This window comes from Pseudoalteromonas sp. AWH4_217 (genome assembly GCF_056161105.1).
Map to the genome: position 1 here is coordinate 359,444 of NZ_JBSWYM010000003.1, position 17,591 is coordinate 377,034.

Here is a 17,591-nt window from a genome sequence, read left to right on the forward strand (position 1 = left end):
AAGAGCAACTAAGTTATGATTAATATTGAGTACATTCCACTTAGACATTCAGAGGTACGGCTTTGAAATTGATCGGTAAATTTTTTCTCGGTATCTGGCATGCGCTGAACTTTTCTCGCCGCCTGGTGCTCAATTTTTTGTTTTTTTTCCTCATCATCGCAGCGGTCATAGCAGCCTTTCCAGCGGAAAAAGAGCCACAGATTGCTCAAAGCAGTGTTTTGCGTCTAAACCTATCAGGAAAATTGGTTGAGCAGCTCACATATGTGGATCCTGTAGACGCGGCAATGGGGGATATTTTTGGCAAACAAGATATGCCAAAAGAAATGTTGGTTGATGACGTTGTTGATACAATCAATATCGCCGCCAATGATGCCCGTATTAAGGCACTCTATTTAGATTTACGTCACATGCATTATGCGCACCTCGACAAGTTACGCGATATCGCAAGTGCCATAGAGGTGTTTAAAGCCGCCGATAAAAAAGTGTTCGCGCATAGCCCCTACTTTAGTCAGTCTCAGTATTATCTGGCTGCGCATGCTGATGAAATCTCCATCCACCCTTACGGTGGTATTAATATTAGCGGCTATGGCTCCTATCCAATGTACTTTAAGGATGCTCTTGAAAAGCTCAAAGTCACTCAGCATATCTTCCGCGTTGGTACCTATAAGTCAGCAGTAGAACCTTTTATCCGAAATGATATGTCCGAGGCAGCCAAAGAAGCTAATCAAATGTGGCTAAATGCTCTGTGGGGCCAGTACAAGCAAGATGTCGCGAGTAAGCGCGGATTTGATACTGCAAATTTTGACGAAACCCTTACGCAATTTGTAGATAAAATGACTTCTGTGACCGGAGACTCTGCACAATTTGCTGTTAAATATGGCTGGGTTGATAAGCTTGAAACCGATCAGGAGTTCAACCAGAAGCTCATTGACCTGGTTGGGACTCAGGACAATGGTAAGCGGTTCAAACAAGTCGCATTTGAAGACTATTATACTGCCGTGTCATCTAATGGCTTTGGCGTAAACCCCTTTACAGATAAAGTGGCCGTGGTCGTTGCCAAAGGCAACATTGTTGATGGTAAACGCAAGGCTGGCATGATTGGAGGAGACTCCACAGCGGCACTACTGCGCAAAGCACGACTGGACGAGCGGGTTAAAGCCGTGGTGTTAAGAATCGATTCTGGCGGCGGCAGTATGTTCGCATCTGAAATCATTCGTAATGAAGTACTGGCCATTAAAGCCGCTGGCAAACCTGTCATTGCCTCTATGGGGTCTGTCGCAGCGTCCGGTGGATATTGGATTGCCGCATCAGCTAATGAAATCTGGGCGTCGCCCAGTACGATTACCGGTTCTATCGGTGTATTCGGCACCATTCTAACTTTTGAAAACTCTCTAAAAGAACTTGGCGTCTATTCAGATGGTGTTGCCACCACGGAACTAAAATCCTCTTCCCTGGCTAGAGGCCTGGATCCTAAATTTGCACATGTCTTACAAATGGGCGTTGAGGACGCGTACAACAAATTCATCTCTGTCATTGCAGACTCACGCAACCTGGATGTCTCTGACGTTGATAATGTTGCACAGGGCAGAGTGTGGCTCGCCACGCAGGCACATGAGTTTGGGTTAATTGATAAACTGGGTACCAAGCAACAGGCAATTGAGGCTGCGGCCCAAATGGCGAACCTGGAGCATTATGATGTATACACTGTTGAGCAAACTTTGTCTGAAAAAGAAAAGCTGCTTCAGGATATTTTCGGCTCTGCGGCAGTCCAATCACTGCTAACACCGTCGGATGAGCAAGCAACACAGATAAGCGCTCTAGCCCACCTGGGTTTAAATCAGGTTTTAGACCAGATTCAGCATAGTGCTACCGTAATTGCACAGTTTAATGACCCTAACAACATCTACACCTTGTGTACGACTTGCGTTGTCGCCGAGTAGAGGATGTCTCTTTGATTTGACTGCATTGTGATGCTGCAGTTGATATAATTAGCCCGGACTGAATTCCGGGCTTTTTTTAGGTAGCAGAATGAAAAGAAAAAAAATCTATATCGCTTACACAGGCGGTACAATTGGTATGAAGCAATCCAGCCGGGGTTATGTCCCTGTTGCCGGCTATTTGACAGAAACGGTCAAAAGTAATGCAGAGTTCACCCGAGAAGAGATGCCCCTGTTCGACATTCACGAATACTGCCCGCTTATCGATTCGTCGGATATGTCGCCCCTGCACTGGCAACTGATAGCAGATGATATTAAAAGCAAGTATGAAGAGTATGACGGGTTTGTGGTGCTCCACGGCACAGACACCATGGCTTATACAGCCTCGGCATTGTCATTTATGTTTGAGAATCTGACGAAGCCTGTGATCATCACGGGATCTCAGATCCCCTTGTCCCAGCTTCGCTCTGACGGCCAGGTTAATTTACTTAACGCTATGTACCTTGCTGCTAACTATCCTATTGCTGAGGTAAGCCTGTTTTTCAATAATAAATTGTTTCGTGGTAACCGAGCCATCAAAGCACATGCTGACGGGTTTGACGCTTTCGCATCACCGAATATGGCGCCGCTCGCACAAGCAGGTATTAACATTCAGTTGATCGAAGGTGAGTTAAGTCCTTATGTCGATCAAGCCTTGCGGGTTACGTCTGTTACGTCACAACCTATTGGCGTGCTGCACCTTTACCCCGGGATTAGCAGTACCATGGTAACTAATGTCCTGCAAAGTGACATTAAGGCACTAATTCTACTCAGCTTTGGCGTCGGAAATGCCCCACAGCAAGAAGATATCCTCAGTGCGCTCAAAGCAGCTTCAGACAGAGGCGTTGTCATTGTGAATTTAACCCAGTGCATTCAGGGACAGGTCAATATGGGTGGCTACGCAACTGGCAATGCACTGCTTAACTGTGGCGTGATTAGTGGCTACGATATGACACTCGAAGCCTGTTTGACAAAATTACACTACCTATTCAGTCAGGGTCTGGAATTAGAGACCGTTCGCCACCTCATGCAAGATAACCTGCGAGGCGAGTTGACCCGCTAAGCAACTTCCTGAATATACAAAAAAGCCCGGAAGTTGTATTAACTACCGGGCTTTTTTAGAGCTTCAAAGATTATCTCACTTTAGCAGCTATTTCAGTCAGATCAGTCAAATGGCATGACTCTCCACTGTGGGTTTTAATACCATGTTCACCAAAGTAATCGCGTTGCGCTTGTACTAAGTGGCCATTACTAGGTGTGCTCAGTGTTGCAACGTAGGTTTGCGTTGAAGTGAGCACAGGGAATGCAAGGCCGCTTTGGATAGCTTGCCCTGCCACTTTACGCAGGGCATTTGCTGGCCCTTCGAGGGTATCAATGAATTCAACCCCTTTGGCGATATCATCCAGGTAATCTGCTCGTATGATACAACCCGCACGCCATGTTTGAAGCGTCTTATCTAAATCTACTTTCCACTGGTGAGACCTGGATGCACCTTTGATAAGTGCAAGGCCCTGACGATAACAAAGCAGGCTGGCAAAATAGAATGCTTCTCTTAGCTCGCTAAGGTCCAGCTCAACGCTGTTCGTATCACGATTAGCATAAGTCATTTCCTTCGCAGCTGGTGTATCTATAGTGTTAGTCAAATGCCTTGCCTGTACCGCTGCAACCAAAGAGGGCACCGCAATACCTAGCTCCAGCGCATTTTGCGCTGTCCAAAGCCCAGTGCCCTTAGCACCGACTTTATTATCAATCAGATCAACCACAGGTTCATTTTGGTCATTTTCCAAGCTAAGAATATGGCTGGAAATAGCCAGCAGATAACTATTGAGCTCGCCTTCAGACCACTCTTTAAATACCGCTGCAACTTGTGCTGGCGTTCGGCCTGTGCCAATTCGCAACAACTGGTACATCTCGGCAATCAATTGCATCAGCGCATACTCAATGCCGTTGTGAACCATTTTTACAAAATGACCGCTAGCAGACTGACCAACACGCGCAAAACAAGAATCACCGTTATGTGTGGCGGCCACTTTCTCAAACCAAGGGATCAAACGCTCCCAACCGCCTTCAGAACCACTGGCCATCATAGCCGGGCCATGTCGGGCCCCTTCTGCACCACCGGAAATACCCATAGTGGCAAACTCAAATTTATTTTGGTACTTCAGTTTGCGCGCAATGCCATCTTTGTAGTTACTGTTACCACAATCAACAATGATGTCACCTTTTTCTACACCCGCTTCGATTAAATCCTGACACACCTTATCCACCAGCTCACCGGCCGGAACTAACAGCAGAACTGATCTTGGTGTGTCCAATCGTTTTACCATGTCAGCAAGATCGGAAACTATGTGAAGGCGCTCGGCAATACCCAATGACTGTGCGCAACTCAACAACTCGGCACCTGCATCCGGGTTTTTATCATAGGCGACTAATGTCATGCCCTGTTCTACTAAATTTAGCGCGAGGTTTTTCCCCATCACACCCAAACCAACTAATGCAACTTGCATTAAGTTTCCTCCTCGGTAACAAATTCTATACTATATCGGTAACGCACCTTAATTATACCCCAGCTGAGAGGGATATACAGCAAAGTACAGCTTACCGAACTGATCCCGCCCATCTGCTTGTTAATTAAACAAAACTTAATAAGTGCGGCTGGTCATTGACAAAAAGTCATGATTGACGCCACCTGACACCGGTGTCATAATCAGTTCATATAGATCATATAATTTAATTTGCATGTTAAAAAGGGTTATAAGATATTTCTTTCTTAAAACCCAGCAAGTTAACCAGAAAAGTCACCGAGACAAGCCAACAGGAGAACCTGATGCTTAGACGCACAAAAATTGTAGCAACACTTGGGCCAGCTACAGACAGAGATAATAACTTAGAAAAAATCATTCGCGCAGGCGCAAACGTTGTTCGCTTAAACTTTTCCCACGGAGTCGCACAAGATCACAAAGACCGGGCTCAGGCGGTCAGAGACATTGCTAAAAAACTCAATAAACATGTCTCTATTCTGGCAGATTTACAAGGTCCGAAAATTCGGGTATCCACTTTCAAAGACGGCAAAGTAGACCTGGCTGTAGGCGCTAAATTTACACTGGACGCAGAGCTCGAAAAAGGCGAAGGGACAATCGAATCTGTAGGTATCGATTATAAAGAGCTACCAAATGATGTGAAGTCAGGCGATTTATTGCTGTTAAACGACGGACTTATTCAATTAACTGTCGACTCAGTAGTGGGCAATAAAGTTCATTGTACAGTCACCGTCGGTGGAATACTGTCAAACAACAAAGGGATTAACCGACTGGGTGGAGGGCTAACAGCGCCTGCATTTACTGAAAAAGACAAGCAGGATTTACTCACTGCTACGGAGATAGGCGTTGATTACATTGCGGTTTCTTTCCCCCGTAGTGGTGAAGACATGCGCTATGTGCGCGGGCTTGCAGAAAAAGCGGGATCAGATGCACAGTTACTCGCAAAAATTGAACGTGCGGAAGCTGTAGAATCTGTTGAAGCGATTGACGACATTGTATTGGCTTCAGATGCCGTTATGGTTGCCCGTGGTGACCTGGGTGTTGAGATTGGTGATGCTGCACTGGTCGGTAAACAAAAGCAAATCATTAGTCGTGCACGCTCATTGAATAGAACAGTCATCACAGCGACTCAAATGATGGAGTCTATGATAGACAATCCGATGCCGACCCGCGCAGAGGTTATGGACGTGGCGAATGCCGTACTCGATGGAACTGATGCTGTAATGTTGTCAGCTGAGACGGCTGCGGGCGATTACCCGGAGGAAACCGTTGCGACAATGGCGCGTGTTTGTCTGGGCGCCGAATCTCAACCACAAACCCATATTTCAAAGCACCGCTTAGACAGCATGTTTACCGACACTTCGGAGACTCTGGCTCTCTCTGCAATGTATGCCGCTAACCATCTGACTTCAGTGAAGGCCATCGTAGCACTAACAGAGTCGGGTAACACGGCAAAATTAATGTCGAGAATTAGTTCTGGCTTGCCAATCTACTCGTTATCACGACATGCCAGAACACTTGGTCAGACAGCTCTGTACCGAGGCGTTTACCCGGTTTATTTTGACTCGACTCAATGCAATGAAGAATCAACCGTTCGCGATGCGCTAAATACACTGGTAGAAACAGGTGCGCTGGAACAAGGCGATACGGTGATCCTGACTCACGGTGACGTTATGGAAACTATTGGTGCAACCAATACAATGAAAATTGTCACCGTTTAAGTAGTAGTATGTCCGGGTGGCATGTCTGCCCGGAGATACCCTCCCTCACTCAATAAAACAGCTACTTACAAGTGCATTAGCTTGCTAAAGCTGCTTTTACTTTGTCTCTGTAACTGCGGCTTACTTTAAGCTCCTGACCATTCTCCAGTACTAATAAGTACTCCCCGCTGCTTTGCGTAACCAATTTACTAATTTGCTTGGTATTGACGATGGCAGAACGATGAACACGTACAAACAGCTTAGGATCTAATTCCTGTTCAAGCTCTTTCATTGTTTTGCGCAGAATGTGTGTCTGGCCATCAGAGCAATGCAAACACATGTAATCTCCGGCAGCATCAATCCACTGGATAGATGCGGCAGATACACGAATGATCTCTCCCTGCTCTTTTACTGCAATTGACTCAGGGTACTTTTTGTCCTCAATCGTGTCGCCTGTCGCCAGTTTACGCAGGATTTCTTCGCAATTATTACCAGTGATCCCGGCAACGAAGCTGGCGAGCTTTTTCTTGTGAGCATTATCTTGTTGTGTTTTCAAATAGCTATGCACTTTTTCAACCGCCTGTTTTAGTCTGTTGTCGTCTACGGGCTTTAGGATGTAATCTAAAGCATGAATTTCAAAGGCTTTTACTGCATAATGATCAAAAGCAGTGACAAACACGATGGCAGGCAGTGGCTTCACACTCTCACTCAGTGCCCTGGCTACTTCAAAACCATTCATGGTTGGCATTTGAATATCGAGAAATACGAGATCTATCTGCTGACTTGAGCATAACTCGAGCGCCTGCTCTCCTGAGCTACACAGCTCGATAACCTCTATCTCTTCTATCTGTTTTAAGCGCACCGCCAGGCCTTTTCTGGCTAGGGACTCATCATCTACAATTAGCGTTCTGATTTTGCTCATTACTTTACTTCTCAGCCTTTTCAAAAGGAACTCGTATATTCACCTTCAGCCCAGAAGGTGTATTGTGCGCAAGCACAAATGAATAGTTGTTTTCGTACAGGGTTTTCAGTCGATCCTGGGTATTCGCGATGCCAACACCTTGTACATTGCTTAGCTGGCCATTTTCGATTGTCGCACCGGGCCCGTTATCCCCTACTTCTAACAATAGCTCATTGGCAAAGACCTGAGCCCGAATCTCAATTTTGCCACCGTTAGCCATATGCGCAATAGCATATTTAATCGAGTTTTCAATTAAGGGCTGTAAGATCAAACTGGGTACCAAGGCCTGTTTTGCATCCTCAGTAATGTCAAACTCAATTTCCAGACGTTCATCAAAGCGCACCTTTTCAATGTTCAGGTAAAGCTTTAGCGCATGTAGTTCCTGCTCAAGAGGGACCTTTTTGATTGGATCGGTATTTAGCGTATACCGTAAGAAATCACTCAGCCTGGACACCATTTGATTGGCATCTTTGTTTTCTTCGACCAATATCAAAGTCGAAATTGCGTTTAATGTGTTAAAGAGGAAATGGGGATTAAGTTGATAACGGAGCATTTTCAGCTGCGCTTCATGTGCCATGGTATTTGCTTTAAGTGCTTTCTGCCGTTCGCTCTGAAGCAACTGATAGTATTTAATACCGAAATAGAGGCCACTCCAGCAAAGAATGATATAAACTGAATCCAGTCCTTGCTGCAGATAATAGTACCACTCTTCAGGGCGATAGCCGTGTCGGTATATTTCCCACATATTGAACTTTTGGACTACAGACCACAGTGTGCCTGTAAAATAAGAAGCGCTAAAAACGACAAAGATCAGCAGTAAGGGCTTAGCATTCCATACTTTGCGATACAGATAGCGCAATGGCACCGTCATCAAACAACCGGCGTAAGCATTCAGCACGATCACAAATACGTAAATATCGCGCATTTCGAATACTTTTGAACCGATGTAGTTTACTAATGCATAGCCTATCCAGCCTGCAATTTGTAAAACCCAGAAAAATCGCTGTCGATTATCGACCAGAGCTTGCCACTTCAAACGCTATAACCTCTTAAGACTTAGCCAAATTATATCCTATGGCGGCCTTGTTCAACAGCGCCAGCGGTCTTGCTTTTCTAACGATTAAACGCAAATTACTCAGCGAAATTAAGTTGCTAAAATAATAAAAAAGGCCCTGGCGGGCCTTTTTTCATTTAACGTTTACTTAGTATACGCTCTCGGCATATCTGAGTCGGTAGTATAACGCTCTCTGAGCTTATCATGACGAGACTCAGTGCTGACCTCTTCTCCATTAATCCAGAGTTTGTCTAAGGTTGTACTGAACTCAAATGGATCGGCACTCCATAATACTAAATCAGCACGCTGACCAGAGGCAATTTTACCGCCATCCAGACCAAACGTATCCGCAATATTACTGGTTACCGCTTTCAATGCACCCTCATGGCTCATACCGTGGGCAACCGCGATACCTGCATCAAACCGCAACTGATACAAGTTGTGTGCCCCCTCGAAGGCAAATCCTGACAACAAGACTTTTACACCTGCGCGCTCTAACTTACCCGCATTAGTAAGGTCGGCATGCAAAGAGCTGAAGCTAGTCGGTAAGTTTGAAACAGCACTGATCACCACCGGCACGTTGGCTTTGGCGATTTCATCTTTGACCAATACTGCATCGTTAACGCCCCATAATACCAGCTTCAGATCGAACTGCTCCTTAACCTTGAGTACTTCAAGGATATCTGACGCTCTCTCTACTTCGGCAACAACAGGAATTTCGCCTTTAAGCACTGCGGTGAGCACCTGCTCTTCGCGACTTGGCTTTTTAGCGTCTTTCTTGTCGTCCTTTTTGCCTTTGGCTAACTTTTCCTGCTGCGCTTCCAGCTTTTCAGTCAAAGTCTTGTACTTCATTGCACGAGAACCGCTGCCGCTGGCATCCATATCGATGACTAATGCAGTATTGGTTTTAAGTACACTGTTGAATTCACCGGAAAGGTCAACAACAAACGCAAGCCCCTCAAAAATACTTTTGCCGCCATGTGGGATCACAACATTCTGCGTAATACCGCCTTTGCGACCATAAGGAATGAGTGACGACCTGGGATTGAATGCAGGGCTGGCATCAAAATCTATCCCAGCTTTATCATCGCCGCCATCTCTTGAGCCGGCAACTGCACTTACTTCCACCAATCCCAGTTGATTCATTGAGCCTATGAAACCAGGTGTCAAGACTCTGCCCTGGGCATCGATTGTCTTATCGGCTGACACATTACCCGGATTGACTGCCGTGATAGTGCCATTCTCAATAACAACCGTTGCCCCTTCAAGCACACCGGCCTCAGTCATCGTATGGACTGTTGCATTGGTGATAGCCGTCGTCTGAGCAAACACAGCTGAAGAAGCCAACAGTGCGCCAGTCAATAAAGAAACATTAAATTTTTTCATCATTTACTCCTTAGCGCTGACCCAGCATAAAATCACTTACAGCCTGATATTTTTCATCATGGCGGTCATATACCTTGGCACCGTCGATATAAACAGTTTCAGCTTTAGAGTAAACACTGAACGGGTTTCTATCCCAGATCACGATGTCTGCTTGCTTGCCTTGTTTGACTGACCCTGTAACCTCTTCAATGCCAAGTGATTTAGCGGCATTGTATGTGATCCACTTGATCGCATCTTGTTCTTTCAGAGAGAAACCAGCCTGATTTGCCGTATTCATGATCTTGGCTGCCTCATGGTTCAGACGTTGAATAGTCGTGTCTGAATCTGAGTGAACAACCGCACAGGAGTTCTTAACTGCATCCACGATTGCAACATTTTCCGGTACCATATCATAGGCTTCCATTTTAAAGCCCCACCAATCTGGCCACAATGCCGCACAGTTTCCGTTCTCAGCCAGTAGATCAGCGACTTTATAGGCCTCGATACCATGATGGAAAGTCCCCGAGTGATAACCAAACTCTTTAGACAAGTCGATCATCATTGCCATTTCTTCCGCTTTGTAGCAGTGGTTGTGGATCAGGATTTCACCGTCCAGTACGCCACGAAGCGTATCAAGACGAATGTCACGCTTCGGCGCATCGGGATTCAGGCCAGCGGCATAGGCTGCCTCGTATTGCTCCCATGCCTGCTTGTATTCACTCGCTTCAGCCCACGCAGCTCGGTAACCGGCCATATTACCCATACGAGTATAAGGTGCAACGCCCTTGCCTCCGTATACGCGTTTCGGGTTCTCACCGCAGGCCATTTTCAGGCCATAGGGTGCGTCTGGAAATTTCATTCCCTGCATTGTTGGCGATGGCACATTTTTCAATGTCACACTGCGGCCACCAAACAAGTTCGCAGAACCAGGTAGGATCTGCAAAGTTGTAATGCCCCCTTCACGGGCACGATTAAAACCAGGATCTTGTGGCCAAACTGAATGTTCTACCCAAACCTGAGCGGTATTTGGTTTTGTGATTTCATTACCGTCCGCGTGTGATTCAACGGAAGGGCTAGGATAAGCACCCAAATGCGAGTGCACATCAATGATCCCAGGTGTAATCCACTTACCCTGAGCGTCAATGGTCACATCTGCCTGAGCAGATAAATCCTGACCTACCTGACTGATTTTGCCATCTTTAAGTAAAACATCAGTTTCTTCGAGACGTTCACCCGTACCGGTCAAAACCGTTGCATTGGTGATAAGTGTAGAGCCCTTGCTCAGCGGCTGGTAGGTACTTGGATATGGATTTTTTTCAATGGTGACTTTTTCTTTTTGAGGGCCTTTATCTTGGCACCCCAGAAGAATTGTACTTAATGCAAGTACAATCGCCGTTGGCTTGAATTTTTGCATCATTTTTCTCTTATTGTTCTGCGTGATTGATCACCCCGCAGGCTATTGGCTAACAATTGACGTAAAATTGCAACTTAGTTTCGACAGTTCACAATATAGCTCGGCCACCTGCACATTTCGAATTTTCTCTCTGTAAAATAGGTTTGCCTGAACCTCAGGAATAATCGTTCGAGTAGGTTATTCGCCGCTTGCTTCTTATGCGCTTGCTACGGACCCAGTCTTGTTTCGATTGAGAACACAGGTTAAACATCACATCACGCCCCTTCGTTGTGCTAACACCAATCGTGGCATTTGGATGTATTGACTGTGCTACGCACTCGTGAAGGCCAGTTCACCCAGCCTTGCAGACACACTCTGACAGGCATAGACATAGTTTTGACACAGGTATTAACCTAAGTTCAATCAAACGAAAGCAACACTATAATGAAACAAAGAGAAATAGTTAACCGAAAAAAAATTGCCCAGGAAAAGCTCAGGGAGCACTTACATCATAAATAACTATACCATTAAAATCATATTGTTACTTAGAGTTTTTTAGCGCAGACATAGTTACTTACATTCGGATATTGTCCCGTTACAGCATTTTGCATTGTTCGCATTAATACTTGTTGTGAGGTTTACATAAATCTGGAGAACATCATGAAATTTGCCAAAGCCCTAATCCTGTCACCCCTACTTCTGGCAACAAGTTTATCGGCCAATGCTGGAGGAGTTGAGTTTGTCGGCACTGACAACAGTGTTGCCACCCAATTGTGTATTGCTGTCGGAGCAAACCACCGCCTTACATTACGCAAGGAATTAGAGGCGCACAATATTAGTCGTCAGATTGTGACAGACAAACTGACCTGTAACGATTTGAGTGTCTCTCAGTTTACTAAAAAGTTTGGCCTACACAGGTCTGCGCTGCTACTAAATATCGACTCAAACACAGATACCTCTATCCGTGATATCGCGATGGCGGAACAGCAAAAAACCGTTGCCGTGTATGGGTCTAAGTGAGTGTTATTCCCTATCAGCGCATTGCGAATTCAGGTTAGAAGATGTCTCAATGCGCTGCTATTTAACTACTATTCCTCAGGATTTGCTTTTCAGCCTTGTCACTTCAGATAACTGATGCTAGCAGACCGAACAGGCCTCCAAATACACCACCCCAAACCACAAGCCAACCCAAGTGGGTATGGATCATATCCTGAACGATACTTTTTACCATAGCAGGTGTCAGTTCAGCCAGGCGCTCTTCTACTGCATGTTCAATGGCCACTTTTATTGCGTCGACCGACTGCCCGCTGGTCAGCAACCCTGATAATTGCTGTTGAAATTCCGGTCCTTCACTGATCTCGAATAATGCTTCTTTCATTTTATCGGTAAAGCTGTCTTTCATCGGCTCAATGGCTTCTTTTCCGCCGACCATCGCAAGCATAGCGCCAAACTGTGACGCCTCGATAACCTGCACCAATTTATTGAATGCAGGAGACAAGTCCGTTTGTGTGATCACCGGCTTCAGATCAAGCTGAATTTCGTTCTTCTTTGCAAAACTTCGAAGCTTGTCATCATTGAAGAATTCTTCGAGTATGAGTTTACGGATCGCGGTTTTGAATTCTCTGAATTTGATCGTGATAACCCCTGAGCCATACAGACCAGGTACCTTTTCAAATAACATATGGATTGCAAGCCAATTTGTCACGGCTCCAGACAGTGCAAATAGCCCCATAGTTAACAGAATATCGACTTTCATTAACCAGCCAATGAGTACAACTGCGGCAGCCAAGATATTTGTCGCTAGACTTTTACTCATTATTGCCTCTTGTGATCTGAGTATTTTGTTCGGCCGCATATTGTAGTGAATTTAAATCTGTCTACAAGTATTTGTGTTATAGCAAAAATCGACCATAGTTTAGGGTATGTGTGGTACTTAACCTGTGAAGGTACTATGTGGAATCTCGTAAATCAGTATATCAGTGAAGCAATTCATGAACATTTCGAGTTTACCCGTAAAACGCAATTGCCCTGCAATGCGCACGCTCGTTTGTTTAAAATAGAGAATGATCATCACTGCTACCTAGTCAAAGTGGACCACATCCAGGCCCTTGAACGTTTTGAGTGCGAAGCCAAGAACCATGACACTCTGATCCGGGACAGCGATTTTTTGATAGCAGATACGATTGCAATTGGCTCAAGTATTGAGTTTTGTTTTTTAGTACTTGAGTGGTTAGAAACGTCCGGAGAAATTGAAGACTGGTTTACCTGTGGCTCGACTTTGGCGAAATTACATGCACGTCATGAACAACAAATGTATGGGTTAGAAGAAGACAACTACTTTTTTGACTTGGCGCAACCAAATCAATGGCACAAAAAGTGGGAAGTGTTCTTTGCTGAGGAGCGGATAGCCTGGCAGTTACAGTTATTGGCAGAGAAAGGCATCAAGCTTGTAGACATAGACAAGTTTGTTGAAGAAATTAAACCTATGCTCCCTCATCAGGTCGCCCCTTCTTTGTTACACGGCCACTTTTGGCGGGGTAATATTGCTTTTGCTCAGGGGAAACCCTGCCTGTTTTGTCCTTCCTGTTACTACGGGGACAGAGAAGTTGATCTTGCCTCGAGTGAACTATTCGCGCCTTTACCTCCAGCGTTCTATGAAGGATACGACAGTATTTACCCCCGTCTGGATGGATACGAAGATCGTCGCCGTATCTATCAACTTTATCCACTTTTGTGCCATGCCAATATGTTTGCAGGGGACTATCTCAAACAAGCGGCCAGTCACATCGAAACTCTATACAAATAAGTGCAACTTTACTGTAATAATCCACAATGCTGCTATAGTTATTAATGCGAAAAATGGAAAATCTCGTTGGAGTAAACTCATGAAGCAGCTGTATGACCAACGTATTAGTTGCCCGCATTGCGGCCATCATATCTTTGTCAGTCTCGACGCCAGCGAGGGCGATCAGGACTACTACGAAGATTGCGCGGCTTGCTGCAACCCAATTCATTTGAATATGCACATTGACTACGCGATTAACAAACTTGAACTGAGGGTAGACTCAGACGACGAGCAAGTATTTTAACAGGCACTCGTTGTGCCTGTTTTTTATCAATCGATGTGAATGCATCACTCGCTCGTAAGGTAAAGGTGACTTATATCTGAGTTAAGGTTTCTAACTGAGCACCTGTACTTCAGATATCAAATCACACATTTCCATCTCTGAGATAACAAAGCGCAAAAAACGACATGATCGTCGGCGATTTGCTCTTCGATAAGACGGGTCGATTTTACAAAGAGAAGCTTCCTCTATTCTTACGTAAATAGTGCTCTACGGTATTGACGGTGGTGTATGTTTGCTGATCGACTTCTATGTTAAGTGTATCACCAACTTGGGCAGCGCCTATATTGGTCAGTGCCAGAGTTTCTGGAATAAGGTGAAGCCAAAAGCCCTCTTCTTCTAGTTTGCCGACTGTTAAACTCGCACCGTTCACGCAAATAAACCCCTTATAGAGAATATACTTTTTCCACTGTTCGGGAATGGTAAGCTTGATCCGGCAGTTGTCAGCATCCTGAATGATTTGCTCAATAGCAGCCTGGCAATGAACATGCCCAGACACAATGTGCCCACCCAACTCGGTGCCAAAGGTTACAGAACGTTCAAAATTAACCCGGGCCCCTTGTTGCAAACCACTGAGGTTGGTCAGCTTGAGCGTTTCATCAATCACATCAAAAGATACCTGACCAACGACATCAGCGCCTCTCACTTCAAAGTCAGTCACAGTCAGGCAACAGCCATTAATCGCAATGCTCGCACCATGAGTTAATTTTTCGAGGGAACGGCTATCAACTGATAGCACTAATTTCATAATCCCTTCACGTAAAACGGCACTGACCACCGTCGCTTGAGTCTGTACAATTCCGGTAAACATAACGCTCAGATTTTCGAGAATAATGGCGCGCAGTGTATCGTAAACAGTCATCAGATTAAACTGCCCTTTCATCGGATAAAAGTGGTAAGTTTTTAAGAAGTTATTTAAGATTAACGTTTTAGGAAATCCAGACTCAGTATGAAATTCGCCTTATGGGAAGCTAAGCGCTTGGTACGCCTTGCCACTCCCGTTTTTTTTGCTCAAATAACCTTAGTACTTATGTCCGTGGTCGACACTATGATGGCAGGACAAGTCAGTGCCGAGGACCTCGCAGCGCTGTCAATTGCAACCGGCACCTGGAATCCGATGATTTTTTCTTTGCAGGGGATCTTGCTCGCCATCACCAGCATGGTTGCCTACTGTGACGGTGCCAAACAGCGAGAGGGTATCAAGACCTACTTTCAGCAAGGTATCTATCTGGCATTGATTTTGTCTTCACTGGGGTTTATCGCCAGCGCATTTACACCACTGATATTTGCTCAAATTGGTGCAGCCGACGCTATAACGAGCTTAGCGCAGCAATATATCGACTTTGTAAAATGGGGACTTCCGGCTTTCTTATTGTTTTCTGTCTATCGCAACGTGACTGAAGGTGTTGGCAATACCAAAGCTGCTTTGTACATCAGCTTGTTAGGACTGTTAGTCAACGTCTTTGCCAACTATGTGTTTATATACGGCAAGCTGGGGATGCCTGCGCTTGGCAGTGCGGGCTGTGGCCTGGCAACAACCTTGGTGTTTTGGGTGATGGCAACAGCTCAATTGGTATATAGCTTTAACAATAAATACCTGGATGGAAAGTGGCTGATAAAAGCGTTTGCACGCCCAAACCTAACTACACTCGTCCAGATTGTAAAACTGGGTCTGCCTATCTGCATGGCTACTTTCTTCGAAGTCACTTTATTTGCCTGTATTCCTTTGTTTATTGCTGATTTAGGTGCAATTGCAGTGTCTGGGCATCAAATTGCAGCCAGCGTCACTACCATTTTGTTTATGCTACCGCTCAGCTTATCAATGGCAATCGCAATACGTATTGGCACGCTATCCGGAGAAGGCAATTATCCACAGCTGGTGAATTCAGTCTATACCAGCTTTGTGTGCGCCATAGTGGTCTCTGTTATTGTCGCCACCTTTACTTTTGTGATCCGCAACGAAATTGCCTGGGTATATACTCAAAACGCCGAGGTTGCCGTATTGGCTTCTGGAATAATAGTACTGGCATGTATTTACCAGCTTCCGGATGCCTTGCAAGTTGCTGCAAACGGGGTATTGCGTGGGTTAAAGTACACCAGCCCTATCACTGTTGTCACTTTTGTCTCTTACTGGCTGATCGGGTTTAGCTTGGGATTTGTATTGGCAAAGACGGACATGATTACATCAGCCATGGGAGCAAGAGGGTTCTGGGTAGGTATTATTGTGGGCCTGAGCTGTGCTGCTGTAATGCTTTTGTATTTTGTGAGGAAACGACTTGATGCGTTACGCCCTGACTCTGTTTAGTGTTGTGTTGGTTGCTTGTACGCCAGTCGCCACAGATATCAATCAGGAATATGCCGACAGGCTGGCACATGTGCTGGAGCTGGAGCCATTGCATATCGAAAAGCCAGCCCCGCTGGATGTGTATCGTGCCACAAGGCCTGAAGTCGATTTCAAACTGTCTGTTCTACAACTTGCCAACCTGGGACACTGTGCGCTGGCTCAGGAGGTTGCGATGCACAACAACCAACTCGGCAAACTCGCCGTACCCAGTGAGGTCTTTAAATATCAGGTGCGCTTTATTCAGCTGACAGACCAATGTGTTCAGGACAGCAGAACCAGCGATCCTGAAGTCAAACACACTTTAACTCAAGCTGCCGCACACAAGCGAACTGCCCTGCCTCAGTATTTCGCATTCATGCTTTCTGCCGAAGAAGAACTGACCCAATTTAGCAGACTAACATTTGCAGAAATCGATACGCGCGGTACAGACAATGAAATCCGAGCGAATGAAGGTCTTGCAGCCCTGGCTGGTATCGCGAACAATCTGCGAGCTCCGGAAAACATTGACCCAGAGCGTATTACGCCTGCCCTCAGAAAACTGCATAACAACCCCTATGTTCAGACTCTGCTGACCAGTGCACGCAAGCAAATCAGCTGGAACCAAGCGTTAACGGAATGGTTGTCACAAGTAGAGCTGCAAGCAGCCGTATGCCCAGAAGGGAAAAACAAACGCAAAGCCGATATTTTGCACAACGTTTTTAATAAGTTTTCTATTTCAACACTACAACCCTATCAGGCTCAGCTCAGTAACCAGTTACAGGAATTAAGCGACTCCGTGGCACAAATTTCAAAGGCCATACCTCACCCACAGTACCCGGACCATGCAGCAATGCTGGTGGATGAACTCAAAGCGTCAAGTAAACGTCATGCGCAGTGGTGGCAACGCTTCTACAAAGTGTGTAAAGTTGCACCGGTATGAACGAAAAAAGTGCAAACAAACATTAATTTAGCAAATTTACTTGATCCCACCGAACGCTCGCTATATATTAGCGGCCGTTGGCAAGTGACGTAGTGCAACAAAATAGTCATATCAGCCCAACATTGTACGACCGTAGCTCAGTTGGTTAGAGCACCACCTTGACATGGTGGGGGTCGGTGGTTCGAATCCACTCGGTCGTACCAACTTATTTGAT

At 45.6% G+C, this 17,591-nt stretch carries 15 protein-coding genes and 1 tRNA gene; 9 read left to right on the forward strand and 7 right to left on the reverse strand.

What is annotated here, in order from left to right; genetic code table 11:
* Positions 1 to 68: 68 nt before the first annotated feature.
* Positions 69 to 1,940, forward strand: a complete 1,872-nt coding sequence (gene sppA, locus ACXAH1_RS05075; RefSeq protein ID WP_475194453.1) for a signal peptide peptidase SppA — start codon at positions 69 to 71, stop codon at positions 1,938 to 1,940.
* 88 nt (positions 1,941 to 2,028) lie between these two features.
* On the forward strand, positions 2,029 to 3,039 hold the full coding sequence (gene ansA, locus ACXAH1_RS05080) for an asparaginase (RefSeq protein ID WP_475194417.1): 1,011 nt from the start codon (positions 2,029 to 2,031) through the stop codon (positions 3,037 to 3,039).
* Between the two features lie 70 nt (positions 3,040 to 3,109).
* Here the strand turns inward: ansA and gndA are convergent, their stop codons facing one another.
* Positions 3,110 to 4,483 carry an NADP-dependent phosphogluconate dehydrogenase gene (gene gndA / locus ACXAH1_RS05085; protein WP_475194420.1) on the reverse strand — a complete coding sequence of 458 codons (1,374 nt, stop codon included), beginning with the start codon at positions 4,481 to 4,483 and terminating at the stop codon, positions 3,110 to 3,112.
* 320 nt (positions 4,484 to 4,803) lie between these two features.
* Here gndA and pyk point away from each other — a divergent pair, with 320 nt between their 5' ends.
* Positions 4,804 to 6,237, forward strand: coding sequence for a pyruvate kinase (pyk, locus tag ACXAH1_RS05090; RefSeq protein WP_475194423.1), 1,434 nt, complete (start codon positions 4,804 to 4,806; stop codon positions 6,235 to 6,237).
* Between the two features lie 76 nt (positions 6,238 to 6,313).
* Here the strand turns inward: pyk and ACXAH1_RS05095 are convergent, their stop codons facing one another.
* The 4 genes from ACXAH1_RS05095 to ACXAH1_RS05110 all read right to left on the reverse strand — a co-directional run bounded on the left by ACXAH1_RS05095 (position 6,314) and on the right by ACXAH1_RS05110 (position 11,010).
* Positions 6,314 to 7,138 (reverse strand): LytR/AlgR family response regulator transcription factor, encoded by an 825-nt coding sequence (locus ACXAH1_RS05095; protein ID WP_475194424.1) that lies wholly within the window; start codon positions 7,136 to 7,138, stop codon positions 6,314 to 6,316.
* Between the two features lie 4 nt (positions 7,139 to 7,142).
* On the reverse strand, positions 7,143 to 8,213 hold the full coding sequence (locus ACXAH1_RS05100) for a sensor histidine kinase (RefSeq protein WP_475194427.1): 1,071 nt from the start codon (positions 8,211 to 8,213) through the stop codon (positions 7,143 to 7,145).
* 162 nt (positions 8,214 to 8,375) lie between these two features.
* Positions 8,376 to 9,617: an amidohydrolase family protein gene (locus ACXAH1_RS05105; RefSeq protein ID WP_475194429.1), complete on the reverse strand. Its 1,242-nt coding sequence runs from the start codon at positions 9,615 to 9,617 to the stop codon at positions 8,376 to 8,378.
* Between the two features lie 10 nt (positions 9,618 to 9,627).
* The gene (locus ACXAH1_RS05110) at positions 9,628 to 11,010 is read right to left on the reverse strand and encodes an amidohydrolase (RefSeq protein WP_475194454.1); all 1,383 of its coding nucleotides are present in this window, start codon (positions 11,008 to 11,010) and stop codon (positions 9,628 to 9,630) included.
* A gap of 639 nt (positions 11,011 to 11,649) precedes the next feature.
* Between ACXAH1_RS05110 and ACXAH1_RS05115 the strand changes: the two genes are divergently transcribed.
* Complete coding sequence (locus ACXAH1_RS05115; RefSeq protein ID WP_475194432.1) at positions 11,650 to 12,009, forward strand: DUF3718 domain-containing protein; 360 nt, start codon at positions 11,650 to 11,652, stop codon at positions 12,007 to 12,009.
* Between the two features lie 103 nt (positions 12,010 to 12,112).
* On the opposite strand, the gene ACXAH1_RS05120 is transcribed toward ACXAH1_RS05115, so the two are convergent.
* The gene (locus tag ACXAH1_RS05120; RefSeq protein ID WP_475194434.1) at positions 12,113 to 12,805 is read right to left on the reverse strand and encodes a DUF445 domain-containing protein; all 693 of its coding nucleotides are present in this window, start codon (positions 12,803 to 12,805) and stop codon (positions 12,113 to 12,115) included.
* A 135-nt stretch (positions 12,806 to 12,940) separates the two neighbouring features.
* Here ACXAH1_RS05120 and ACXAH1_RS05125 point away from each other — a divergent pair, with 135 nt between their 5' ends.
* Positions 12,941 to 13,795, forward strand: coding sequence for a fructosamine kinase family protein (locus ACXAH1_RS05125; RefSeq protein ID WP_475194437.1), 855 nt, complete (start codon positions 12,941 to 12,943; stop codon positions 13,793 to 13,795).
* A 79-nt stretch (positions 13,796 to 13,874) separates the two neighbouring features.
* Positions 13,875 to 14,078, forward strand: coding sequence for a CPXCG motif-containing cysteine-rich protein (locus ACXAH1_RS05130; protein WP_046004345.1), 204 nt, complete (start codon positions 13,875 to 13,877; stop codon positions 14,076 to 14,078).
* A 205-nt stretch (positions 14,079 to 14,283) separates the two neighbouring features.
* On the opposite strand, the gene ACXAH1_RS05135 is transcribed toward ACXAH1_RS05130, so the two are convergent.
* A complete protein-coding gene (locus tag ACXAH1_RS05135) occupies positions 14,284 to 14,925 on the reverse strand; it encodes a riboflavin synthase subunit alpha (RefSeq protein ID WP_253045750.1) in 642 nt (213 codons plus the stop codon).
* Positions 14,926 to 15,063: 138 nt separating this feature from the next.
* Here ACXAH1_RS05135 and ACXAH1_RS05140 point away from each other — a divergent pair, with 138 nt between their 5' ends.
* The 3 genes from ACXAH1_RS05140 to ACXAH1_RS05150 all read left to right on the forward strand — a co-directional run bounded on the left by ACXAH1_RS05140 (position 15,064) and on the right by ACXAH1_RS05150 (position 17,580).
* Entirely contained in the window at positions 15,064 to 16,419 is a 1,356-nt protein-coding gene (locus ACXAH1_RS05140; RefSeq protein WP_475194440.1) for an MATE family efflux transporter, read from the forward strand.
* On the forward strand, positions 16,394 to 17,377 hold the full coding sequence (locus tag ACXAH1_RS05145) for a DUF3080 family protein (RefSeq protein ID WP_475194443.1): 984 nt from the start codon (positions 16,394 to 16,396) through the stop codon (positions 17,375 to 17,377). The genes ACXAH1_RS05140 and ACXAH1_RS05145 overlap by 26 nt, the downstream gene beginning before the upstream one ends.
* A 126-nt stretch (positions 17,378 to 17,503) precedes the next feature.
* Positions 17,504 to 17,580, forward strand: a tRNA-Val gene (locus ACXAH1_RS05150).
* The last annotated feature ends 11 nt before the right edge of the window (positions 17,581 to 17,591 follow it).

Bases quoted from the DNA above. Each gene is read 5' to 3' on its own strand.
- ACXAH1_RS05125 (WP_475194437.1), top strand. From the start codon at position 12,941: ATGTGGAATCTCGTAAATCAGTATATCAGTGAAGCAATTCATGAACAT.
- ACXAH1_RS05115 (WP_475194432.1), top strand. From the start codon at position 11,650: ATGAAATTTGCCAAAGCCCTAATCCTGTCACCCCTACTTCTGGCAACA.
- ACXAH1_RS05145 (WP_475194443.1), top strand. From the start codon at position 16,394: ATGCGTTACGCCCTGACTCTGTTTAGTGTTGTGTTGGTTGCTTGTACG.
- gndA (WP_475194420.1), bottom strand. From the start codon at position 4,483: ATGCAAGTTGCATTAGTTGGTTTGGGTGTGATGGGGAAAAACCTCGCG.
- ACXAH1_RS05140 (WP_475194440.1), top strand. From the start codon at position 15,064: ATGAAATTCGCCTTATGGGAAGCTAAGCGCTTGGTACGCCTTGCCACT.
- pyk (WP_475194423.1), top strand. From the start codon at position 4,804: ATGCTTAGACGCACAAAAATTGTAGCAACACTTGGGCCAGCTACAGAC.
- ACXAH1_RS05110 (WP_475194454.1), bottom strand. From the start codon at position 11,010: ATGCAAAAATTCAAGCCAACGGCGATTGTACTTGCATTAAGTACAATT.
- ACXAH1_RS05130 (WP_046004345.1), top strand. From the start codon at position 13,875: ATGAAGCAGCTGTATGACCAACGTATTAGTTGCCCGCATTGCGGCCAT.
- ACXAH1_RS05120 (WP_475194434.1), bottom strand. From the start codon at position 12,805: ATGAGTAAAAGTCTAGCGACAAATATCTTGGCTGCCGCAGTTGTACTC.
- ansA (WP_475194417.1), top strand. From the start codon at position 2,029: ATGAAAAGAAAAAAAATCTATATCGCTTACACAGGCGGTACAATTGGT.
- ACXAH1_RS05105 (WP_475194429.1), bottom strand. From the start codon at position 9,617: ATGAAAAAATTTAATGTTTCTTTATTGACTGGCGCACTGTTGGCTTCT.
- ACXAH1_RS05135 (WP_253045750.1), bottom strand. From the start codon at position 14,925: ATGTTTACCGGAATTGTACAGACTCAAGCGACGGTGGTCAGTGCCGTT.
- ACXAH1_RS05095 (WP_475194424.1), bottom strand. From the start codon at position 7,138: ATGAGCAAAATCAGAACGCTAATTGTAGATGATGAGTCCCTAGCCAGA.